We start from the raw sequence: 10,152 nt of genomic DNA on the forward strand, positions 1-10,152 counted from the left end.
GCCGGGGCGTCGGTCAAACTCAGTCTACGTTCCAGCAAGACCCGTGCGGACGGTAGTACGTCCGTCCGGATTTGAGTAACCCGGGATCGGTGAACGAGAATTACGCCAACTGGCGTATGGCTGCATCCACGTGACTGGAATGAGATGCGATGAACACGAAGACGGTGGCTGATGTGGATTGCGTCTCGTCCAGGCCACTTCCGTTCATTCCGAGTGTGACGAAGAGATTCCCGACGGCCAGGGCGTCTGAAGTCGTATCCGCTTCCCACTGGTGCCAGCGACTGATGTCAAATCCGGACGCCGTCATCGCGTGCCTCATTCCATCCGGGTCATCGGTTACACCGATACTCCACTCGCCGATTGTTCCTCGTCGCTGGAACACGGCTTTGTCGATTTCTCGGATGATCGCGGCTAAGCGCATGATCTCATACTATGGGCTATGGTCTTAGCGGGGTGTGGCCCGCCAAAGAGCTGTTGTGTTCTAAAAGTTGCCGACCCAGACGGACCTGGTTGTTGTATTGACCGGAGCTCCGTGGACGATGTCCACCGCGTTTGCCAGCAGCGCCTCTCTTACCTCGGCTGGAGACGCTGACGGATGCTGTGAGAGGTACAATGCTGCTGCTCCGGCGACGTGCGGGGCCGCCGTGGACGTTCCGCTCATCAGGACGCCCTTCCAACTTCCTTTCTGACCGTTGCCGGTAGAGAGTATGTCGACGCCTGGAGCTTGCAGATCTACCATAGGTCCGAAGTTTGAGAAGTAGGCGAAACGATTGTAGACATCGTACGCACCGACGGTGATCGCGTCCGCCACGTGGGCCGGTGTGATCGTCGAAGCATCGATGCCTTCATTGCCGGCTGCAATCACAACCGTGATTCCGGCATCGATGGCGGCCTGCACGGCAAGGTCCAGGGCGTTGTACTCTGTCGTACCGACTGTCGCGCCGAAGCTCATGTTGATGACCATCGGTCGTCCTGGATTTGCAAGTTTTCGCTCGATGGCGCGGTCGAGCGCCATGACAACCGTTGAGATCTCGCTTTCTCCTTCGTCATCGAGGACCTTCATGGACCAGATCGAAAGGCACGGTGCAACACCCACAACTCCGTAGTTGTTGTCGCACGCGCCAGCCGTACCGGCCACATGTGAACCGTGGCCGTACATGTCGTACAACCAGTTGGACTCGGTGTAGTTGGTCGCCGCGGTACGATTGATGTTATGTTGCGGATAGCCTGAATCCAGAACCACAAGGTCAACTCCCATAATCTGGCCGTCTCCGTCCCCCGACACCGTCGAGCTCTGGACTCCGCCGATCCGCTCCACACCCCAGGGGAGCTTTTGGTGCGAGTTTGACGACGTGCCCTGCTGACCCGGGAGACCGATGAAGATATCCGGCTCCACCCACTCGACATCCGGGTCTGATTCGATCTGGCGCAGGAATTCGTCAAGAAGAGCCTGATCTACGGACACCGCCATACCGTTGAAGGCGTAGCGCGACAGGAATTTATAGCGTGAGAGGAATTTGTACCGTGACAGAAACTTGCTGGCTTCAAGCGTAAAGTCGAAGTCGTCGCGTAGGCCAAGAATGAGGTCGACATCGGCGTCCACGGTCGCGTCGCCGCCGGTCCCGAGGACGAGCCCCGAGTCGTCAGTTGGTTCGACGGTCGCTTCGCGAAGAGCCGCCGTGCCACCCTTGCCCATTCGATCCGAGTTGCTGTCGAGCAGATGCGCGTGGCGCAGTTTCGAGAAGTTAACTTCGTCGAATTGCGGTGCGTCGTCCGAGACCGCGGTCATTGTGTCGTTCGCACAGCCTGTGAAGGCGAGGACGACCATCGTCAGGATCGCGACGAAGAGGCTGTATCGTTCGAAAGAAGTGTTCATTGGAATGAGAGGTCTTGGAAGAGATGAGGTTGATCGCGTGCGGATTCGCAGAGTTGAAGAGGTGCGGCGCGTGGCAACGAGAGCTCCCGATCTGACTCTACCGCGTCAGTCTGGGCGCTCAAGAGGCGCATTCGTGTCTACTTCGCAGGTGCTGACGTGCTGTCGGTCGCCGTGCTGTTGTCGTCCTGAGGAGCCGGAGGCACCTCTCGGAAGTAGCGTTCAAGCTGCTTGCCGGCCCGGAGATCGGTCGACTCGATGGTCGCTTCCGGGCTTTCTCCTACAAGGGAGTCGCTACATGCGGAGAGGAGAGAACTGCCGAAAAGGATCAGTGCGGCAGTGGCCAGTGTCGAGAGAAGCTTGCGCGTATTCATGTGTTGGACCAGAGCTTGGTTGACTCTGGCCCCGCCCGCGCAGATGGGACCTGTATGTAATGGGCGCCGCAAAGTAATGCGGGTACGCGGGCCAACGTCTGGCGTTGACCGAGCCCATTCCTTCACCCGTATAGGACGGATGGTTTTGCTCCATTCAGGAGCGAAAGAGAACTGCTTGAGAACATCCGGTCTACGGCACTGGAATTGCGTTAGTGCCGAGAGAGTACGGTTAGCGCGAGGGGTATCGGCCGGGAAAAAGGCAGACTTAAATCGCGCCTATTCGTTTTGCATCGCCAGGCCCCTCCCTTGTCCATTCCGTCGGACCTGCTGTCTTCGACGCAGACCGCTACCGCGAACTGCAGCGTGATGTGCCCCCGTGATTGCTATGGTTCTCTTGCGAAGAACTGTCTGGCGGGGTGCATGCGTTTCAGCAGGACAGAGTCCTCGCGTGCAGACCGGGACCACACGGCGGCAAGGGACTCCCCTGCACTATCGATCAAGTCCTCGTTCTCAGAATGATCAAGAACAATTCTAAGGAGTGCTTTCGCGACGACAGGGTCGTCATAGGACGCAAGGTCCATTGCCGCATCGTCACGATCGCCAAACTCTGCAGATTGATCCAGGAGCACAGAGATTAGTCCCGAGGGCTGTTGGGTCTCATCTCTCATCCGCCGCATCTCCTGACCTCAACGACCGAGTCCGGTTAGTTCCAGTGAACACAAAGCATCCGACACCGAAACGGCGAGTCTGGAGAGGTTGGGCGCCACCGATTGATGCGCGTCCACTCAGGCCGCGACACTCGCGGGTTCAACTTCGGCAACCCCAACGACGTAGTTCTTGCCGTAGACCTTTGCGCATTTCGGGCACGTCGTATAGAAATAGTAGTTCTTCTTTGTCTGTTGCCCCTGAGACTTGACAAACGACTCCATTTCTTTTTCCCACTTCCCGATTTCCCGGAATGGACCTTCAAACACCTTCGTTACATAATTCCCTGACAGGCGCACCATCTCGTGGCCGGGAACGTCGTGAGTCACCGAGAAGTAATGCTCGCCCTTCCAGTTTGACGGGTCTCGCGACAACACGATAAAGTCGTCATCATTGCGCGCGTCGGCACTGTCGATATCAGCAAATGCCCGGGCAAACACCGAACCCATGTTAATTGGAATGTGAAAGACGCTCCTGGTCTCAGCTTTGAGGAACAGCTTCTCGTCGAATTGCAGATCGCGTTCATCCCAGCCTTCTTTGTTGAATCGAGGGCAGCAATTCGTTGGATTGTCGCTCGTATCGTAGGGAGGTAATTCGTTCTCTTTCATCGTTTCATCTCCTTTTCTGCCGTACAGGTACAGTAACGGGTCCCGGGATCTGAAGGTGTAGTATTCGGGATACTAGACTCCCCGGGGAAAACCTGAGCAGCATCGGCCAGAGCTGGAAGGCGAGTTCAGTTGCAACCGAACTACTTCAACAGAAGCAGCGTGCGCGTCTGTTGGAAGCCACCAGCCTTGAGCCTTGAGAAGTACGCACCGCTCGGCATGAGCGTTGTATCCCAGGTCACGGTATGACTCCCACCGGACTGTTGCTCATCCACCAACACGGCTACCCGCCTTCCTATTGCGTCGAAGATCGTCAACTCGACGTCGGCTGTTGAGGCGAGGTGGTACGGAATCGTTGTCGATCGCGAGAACGGGTTTGGATAGTTGTGTCCGAGCCGAAAATCATCGGGCATGCCGTCTTCCTCAACGGCAACACCGATAGCCCCGACGAACTCGAAAGAGTCGCCGTCACTAAGAGGCTTATGGGTGACCATTTCAAAGACATCTCCCGGTTCGGGGGCGACAGTCGGCGTTCCGACCGTCAAGAACCACGCCAGAGCCAGCTCTCCCGCATCGTCTTCTTCGAGTAGATAAAGCCGATCCGAAAAGCCGAGCGTACCGTCCCCGCGATCCAGGAAAATAACATCTCGAGGTTCCCCTGCGGTTACATTCTCGACCGTGAACCGCATCAGTCTGGCGCTGAATCCAAAGAGCGCTTTCGAAGTATCCGCCACCCCCTCCGTGATGGTGATGCGATAGTCATTGGGCGTCGCCAACAACGCTCCGAAACTCGGGGATTGCGATGCGATGGTCATCGGCATGTCCGTGTCTCCAGTAATCCACCTCGTCTGATCTGTATCGACGCCATCGGGCGCATCCTGGATCGATAATCTGATCCCGTCGAAGACCGGACTCTCGCGCAGTGATACAGGAAAGCCCGAGAAAATCTGGACTCCCAGATCCAGGTCCGTCACCGCATATGTCTTCAGTTCTGCTGTCGATTTTCCACGAACGGTCGACTCGCTCTCGGTGACACTGAAGTCGACTCGATACCGATGGTTCGTCAACAGGTCGGGTGCAACAAAATTGATCGAAATCACAGGACGCCCGTTGCCTACGACCTGCTCGATGTACGAACTGCTGTTGCGAGGGGTCTGTTTTGAGAAGATGGGGGTCGTCGAGGAAACGGTCGCTGCGCCGTCCGAGACGTCAAGGCGGATCTGAGACTCCGGCGCGTTTGGCAAAGAGGTCATGTCGACGATGACCGAACGCAGATCGCCGCTGGTCTCGTGGGAGAACGTGTCGATCGTCTCGAACGTTGCGCCTCCGTCCGAACTGTAAAACAGGGCGACGTCCAGCGAAGGTGAGTCGATGTCACCAGCCCGAAATCGCAGTGTCAGCGTCGTGTCCGTTACCAGAAGCCCGTCGACGAAATCCTCAGGAGCTCCTGGAGGAATCACCCGGTCACGAAATGGAAAATCCTGAAGCTGAACTATCGGGGTACCGGATGATCCATTGTCTATCTGGAACGGAGTCGATCGCTGGCGTGCATATACGAGGCCGTCAGGTCCGACGAGCATGATCCTCAGAAGCCCAAACGGCGTATCACCGAAAGCCTGTGTGTCAAAAGCATATGACCCCGTGTTGGGGATTCCGGAGTCCACCAGGTTCCACGTCTGGCCGTGATCCGGGCTGAACCATACTTCCACGCGGTCGCCGGGATTGGGCGCGGTCCATTCAATGGTCGAAGTCCCGCTCCATGTCGGGTAGCCGGTCGGAGCATTGAACTGAATTGCGTCCGGCACCAATCGATGTTGATCAAAAAGCCACGCGTGCAGCCCGCGGCTGTCATAGGATTCTTCCCAGATCACGTGCCCGTCGTTCGGGTGGCTGACGAATACGAGGTTTGGCCGTGTCGCAAGCGCGGAGTCCAATTCAGCCACCGACATTTCCGAACACTGGAACGGACCGCAATCGGTGTATACAGCTGTTCGACCCGTCTCCTCAAACGCGGAGACCATCTGAGTTGAAAACACCCAGGGTACCGCCGTGTCCTTCTTCCCATGAAAGACAAAGAAGGGGACATCGCCGAATCGCGATAGTGCGCTCGGGACATAGCCGCCGCTCATGGGAATGGCGGCGGCAAAACGTTCGGGGTCATGGAAGACCGCCTCGAACGTGCCGATGCCACCCATGGACAGTCCGGTCACATAGACGCGGTCGAGGTCGATATTGAATTCGGAGGCGAGGCTATCAAGAAGATCCATCGTCGTGGCCAGTTCCACGCCAATCACTTCAGGATCACCGGATCCTATAGACCAGGTACCATTCGTCGGGGCCTGTGGCGACACCACGAAGGCAGGGTTTGCTGACTGTGCACTCGTTTCAACCCATGTCGTGGCAACTCGATTGGTGGCGATCTGATTCTCGTTGTCACTTCCGCGTTGTCCGGAACCGTGCAGGGTTAGAATCAGCGGATACTGGACCGCAGGGTTGAGGGGACTCGGGATGAAAAGTCGGTACGGGATGGTGAAACCGTCCGCCGTATGTTCGCGCGACTCGAATTGATCTACGAGTTCCTGCGGTTGGGCATACCCGTTGCTAACGCAAAGCAGACAGCCGAACATGAATGTGAGGAGTGGAAGGAGTTTTCGCATAGGAATCAACGGCCTTGCTTGATATCTGAAAGGTCCCGGTGGCTCGAAGTAGTCCCGGACGGGAGGCTGTAGAAGTAGTTGCGTGAGGGGAGGCCGGCGGCGTCGAACGACGCTCCGGCGAAAGGTCTTAGTCGTGAGGACGGGCCGGACGAAGATTCTCGGCTCCGGCGAGCCGTCCGACCAATTGACCTGGATCATGAATCAGCACTGGGAGGTGCTGGGGGCAGATCCAAAGGTGTTCCCCACGGTACTCGACGGCAATTAGCGGGGTGACGTCGGATCCGCGCTCGCATGCCAGACACCGCTTAGAATTATTGTCATTCATTCTTGTACCGCAATCTGAGTAGCCTGGTACACAACACCTTATGGACGCCAGTGGTGGGCGGTGAGGGAGTCGAACCCCCGACCTTCTGGGTGTAAACCAGACGCTCTAACCAGCTGAGCTAACCGCCCGAAACCGCCGCGAACGGCCCCCTTTTAACCATAACCCCGGTCGGGCCGGGGTTATCGAGGCTACGAGCGGCAAACGGGACTCGAACCCGCGACCCTCAGCTTGGGAAGCTGATGCTCTACCAACTGAGCTACTGCCGCTGAGCTGTGCCGCGAACCCAAAAACTTACATTGAGACTTCTCGAAAGTCAATATGAATCCTTGCTTTGCGATCTGGGCTTTGTATCTTTCTCAGCTACCAATTATTGCAATTCCAGCCTCCGCTGATGGGTCGGGGCCAGAAGATCTGAGAGTTCAGGATGAAGAGAACGTATCAACCAAGCCGTCGCAAGCGCGCTAACAAGCACGGCTTCCGTTCCAGAATGTCTTCAAAGAACGGCAGACTGGTCCTTGCACGCCGCCGCTCAAAAGGCCGCAAGAACCTGTCCGTCAGTGACACCCGAAGCGGCAAGTGACCTGGATGAGGCCGGACGGCAGCGTTTTACGTTCCCGCGACGCCATCGGCTCAAACGCCGAAGCCTGATTCGTCCCCTGTTCGACCGCGGACGATCCGATCTTTTCTCAATTCCCGCCGGCAGCGTACGGGCCGTCTATCGTTTCGCGAGCCCCGAAGAGCACCACGACACCACGTCGCTGCAGGTCGGCGTGTTCGTCAGCCGAAGAATCGGCGGGGCCGTCACACGTAACCGGATTCGCAGAAAAATGCGCGAAGCCTACCGGCGACGCCACGCAGAACTCCGGCATGCCCTGGATGGCCGACCCGGCCTGATGACCCTGGCCCTCGTCTTTCGCGGAAAACCGGACATTTCGTTGTCCGCACTCGTGCAAGACATCGACACAATCGTTGATAGACTCCTTACGGGTCTGAAATGAACCCGGCTTACCAGCTTTCTGAACCGTTGAATCTTTTATGCGCGTTGGAACTGCGCCGGAAACTCTCCGTACCGCTTCAATTAGCCGTTATCGGCTAAGCACTTCAACCGCCCCCCTTCTGTGGATCGTAACACCGTTATAGCTACCGTCCTGATCGGCATCATCATGATGGTGTGGCTGTACTGGATGGCGCCCCAACCGGTGCCCGAGTCCGAGCGGCCCGAACTGGGCATTGTGGACACGTCGCAAACGGAAATCCCGCCGGTTGTGGAGTCGGCTCCCGAGATCCGCAGGCCTGCGCGAACAGTGCCTACCGACTCTGTATTTGCCGGGGTACTCGAAGGAGTCGAGCAGCAGGTCGTCATCGCCACGAATCTCTATCAGGCCGTCTTTTCGAGCAAGGGAGGAACGCTTATTTCGTTCACGCTGAACGAGTATGACCGGTCTGACCACCTCTCGCCCGTGCAATTGATCGATACGACACGGCACGGTTCACTGGGAATGGTGTTTTCAAGCCCGTCGAGCCACACGGTCGACACCCGGCAGTTCTTCTTCTCGGTCGATACGAATCGGGACACGCTGCGCATCGTCGATACTCCGCAGCAGCTTGCGTACGAAACGGCCTTCGGCGGTGGGCGGATTCGGAAGATCTACACGTTCAAGCCGGACACGTACGAAGTCGGACTCCGAATCGAGCAGGAGAACGCGGCCGCCTATTCGACGACCGAGGGCTACGACCTGGTCTGGAGTGGAGGCATACCCTCTGCGGAGGATGACCCCGCCACGGAGAGCAGCCGCGCGGGGGCCTATGCACGAAGTGGCGGCGAAGTGGAGGAGATTACCCTGACGTCGGACGCGTTCGAAGAGAAGTCGCTGCGTGGCAAGGTGGACTGGGTCGCGGTCAAGAATCAGTTCTTCGGAGCCGCCCTCATCCCGTCGGGCGAAACGGAAGGCGCCGAAATTATCGGAGAGCGGACGGCCGAGCCGGACGACCCGGCCTTCTGGGAAGACTACGAGGTCAGTCTTCAGATTCCCGGTATGCAGGAGGTTGACGAGTTCCGCCTCTACATCGGCCCGCTGGAATACTACCGTCTGGCCCGTTACAAGATCGGCCTCTACGGGATGGTCGACTACGGCTATGACCTCTTCGAATGGATGACGCGACCGCTGGCCAAGTTCGTCTTCATCCCCATCTTCAAGTACCTGGGTCGCGTGCTGCCGAACTACGGCCTCGTGATCATCGTCCTTTCGCTGCTGATGAAGGTCGTGCTCTATCCGCTGACGAAAGCGTCGTATCGGAGCATGGCCAAGATGAGAGACCTGCAGCCGCAGATGGAACTCATCAAGGAGAAGTACGCCGACAACCAGCAGAAGCAGCAGGAGGCGATGATGAAGATGTACAAAGAGACGGGTGTGAACCCGCTCGGCGGATGTCTTCCGATGTTGCTGCAGTATCCGGTGATCATCGCACTGTGGCAGTTCCTGCCGCAGTCCATCGAGATCCGCCAGCAGGGGTTTCTCTGGGCGGCCGACCTTTCGGCTCCGGACAAGATTCTCGCGCTGCCGTTCAACATTCCGCTGTACGGCGATTTCGTGGCGGGCTTCACGCTCCTCATGGGTCTGTCGATGATCGTGCAGATGAAGATCCAGATGGCATCGACGCCTTCGAATCCGCAGACCAAGATCTTCACGTACGTGATGCCGGTGATGATCTTCGGCATCTTCAACAAGTTTGCCTCGGGTCTGAGTTTGTACTACCTCTGCTATAACGTCTTCACGGCGTTGCAGCAGCAGTGGATCAACAAGACGATCGCGCGTGAGAAAGAGGCCGCGTCGAACGGCCAGGGCACAAAGCGCGACGCGCGTGCCGCAAAGAAGAAGGGCAAGCCGGCAGTCGGGAAGCGAAAGTCGATCACGGAGAAATCCGGCAAGTCATCCAGTAAACAGCGCACGAAAAAGTAGCGCCTCCGCCCCGGGTCGCGACGTTCCTGTAGCCGGGGCGACCGTACCCTAAGCATGTCACACGGCGGAGATACGATAGCAGCGATTGCGACAGCTCGCGGACGAGCGGCGCTGGCCATCGTGCGGGTATCGGGACCCGCTGCAGTCGGCATTGCGAGCGCGTGTTTCAGAGGCAAGGACCTGGACGCGGTCGATCCTGATACGGTTCATTTCGGAAGATTCGTAACACCCGATGGCCAGGAGATCGATCAGGTCGTGGCGACGGTGTTCCGTGCTCCGCGGTCGGCTACGGGCGAGGACCTCGTTGAAATCTCGTGCCACGGCGGTGACTTTGCGCCGGTACTCATTCTGAAGTCCCTCCTGTCGGCGGGCGCACGGATGGCGAGGCCGGGCGAGTTTACGCAGCGCGCATTTATTAACGGGAAGATGGATCTCACGCAGGCCGAAGCCGTCGCGGACCTGATCCATGCATCGTCGTCGCTCGCCCATCGAACGGCCGTGAATCAACTGGAGGGCCGCTACTCCGAGCTGCTCGCGAATCTGCGAAACGAACTGCTGGGCGTGAGTGCGCTTGTGGAGCTCGAGCTGGATTTCTCCGAGGAAGACGTCGAGTTTGCGGATCGTGCGCGACTCGCAGAGTTGCTGTCGAAGGT

10 protein-coding genes and 2 tRNA genes are annotated in these 10,152 nt (G+C 57.9%); 4 read left to right on the forward strand and 8 right to left on the reverse strand.

Features of this window, described 5'->3' with window-relative positions; genetic code table 11:
- Positions 1–100: 100 nt before the first annotated feature.
- The 8 genes from HKN37_11540 to HKN37_11575 all read right to left on the reverse strand — a co-directional run bounded on the left by HKN37_11540 (position 101) and on the right by HKN37_11575 (position 6,805).
- Positions 101–421 carry a hypothetical protein gene (locus tag HKN37_11540; GenBank protein ID NNE47281.1) on the reverse strand — a complete coding sequence of 107 codons (321 nt, stop codon included), beginning with the start codon at positions 419–421 and terminating at the stop codon, positions 101–103.
- A gap of 60 nt (positions 422–481) precedes the next feature.
- The gene (locus tag HKN37_11545) at positions 482–1,876 is read right to left on the reverse strand and encodes a S8 family serine peptidase (protein NNE47282.1); all 1,395 of its coding nucleotides are present in this window, start codon (positions 1,874–1,876) and stop codon (positions 482–484) included.
- Positions 1,877–2,013: 137 nt separating this feature from the next.
- A complete protein-coding gene (locus tag HKN37_11550) occupies positions 2,014–2,247 on the reverse strand; it encodes a hypothetical protein (protein NNE47283.1) in 234 nt (77 codons plus the stop codon).
- Between the two features lie 383 nt (positions 2,248–2,630).
- The gene (locus HKN37_11555) at positions 2,631–2,915 is read right to left on the reverse strand and encodes a hypothetical protein (GenBank protein NNE47284.1); all 285 of its coding nucleotides are present in this window, start codon (positions 2,913–2,915) and stop codon (positions 2,631–2,633) included.
- A 117-nt stretch (positions 2,916–3,032) separates the two neighbouring features.
- Complete coding sequence (locus HKN37_11560; protein NNE47285.1) at positions 3,033–3,560, reverse strand: hypothetical protein; 528 nt, start codon at positions 3,558–3,560, stop codon at positions 3,033–3,035.
- A gap of 140 nt (positions 3,561–3,700) precedes the next feature.
- Entirely contained in the window at positions 3,701–6,214 is a 2,514-nt protein-coding gene (locus HKN37_11565) for a T9SS type A sorting domain-containing protein (protein ID NNE47286.1), read from the reverse strand.
- Positions 6,215–6,590: 376 nt separating this feature from the next.
- Positions 6,591–6,667, reverse strand: a tRNA-Val gene (locus HKN37_11570).
- A gap of 65 nt (positions 6,668–6,732) precedes the next feature.
- Positions 6,733–6,805 (reverse strand) — tRNA-Gly (locus HKN37_11575).
- Positions 6,806–6,963: 158 nt separating this feature from the next.
- Here HKN37_11575 and rpmH point away from each other — a divergent pair.
- The 4 genes from rpmH to HKN37_11595 all read left to right on the forward strand — a co-directional run.
- The gene (gene rpmH, locus HKN37_11580; protein ID NNE47287.1) at positions 6,964–7,119 is read left to right on the forward strand and encodes a 50S ribosomal protein L34; all 156 of its coding nucleotides are present in this window, start codon (positions 6,964–6,966) and stop codon (positions 7,117–7,119) included.
- Positions 7,097–7,537 carry a ribonuclease P protein component gene (locus HKN37_11585; GenBank protein ID NNE47288.1) on the forward strand — a complete coding sequence of 147 codons (441 nt, stop codon included), beginning with the start codon at positions 7,097–7,099 and terminating at the stop codon, positions 7,535–7,537. The genes rpmH and HKN37_11585 overlap by 23 nt, the downstream gene beginning before the upstream one ends.
- A 120-nt stretch (positions 7,538–7,657) precedes the next feature.
- A complete protein-coding gene (yidC, locus tag HKN37_11590; GenBank protein ID NNE47289.1) occupies positions 7,658–9,499 on the forward strand; it encodes a membrane protein insertase YidC in 1,842 nt (613 codons plus the stop codon).
- A 54-nt stretch (positions 9,500–9,553) separates the two neighbouring features.
- The coding region (locus HKN37_11595; protein NNE47290.1) for a tRNA uridine-5-carboxymethylaminomethyl(34) synthesis GTPase MnmE at positions 9,554–10,152 on the forward strand (599 nt) is incomplete at its 3' end.

This window comes from Rhodothermales bacterium (assembly GCA_013002345.1).
GTDB lineage: Bacteria > Bacteroidota > Rhodothermia > Rhodothermales > JABDKH01 > JABDKH01.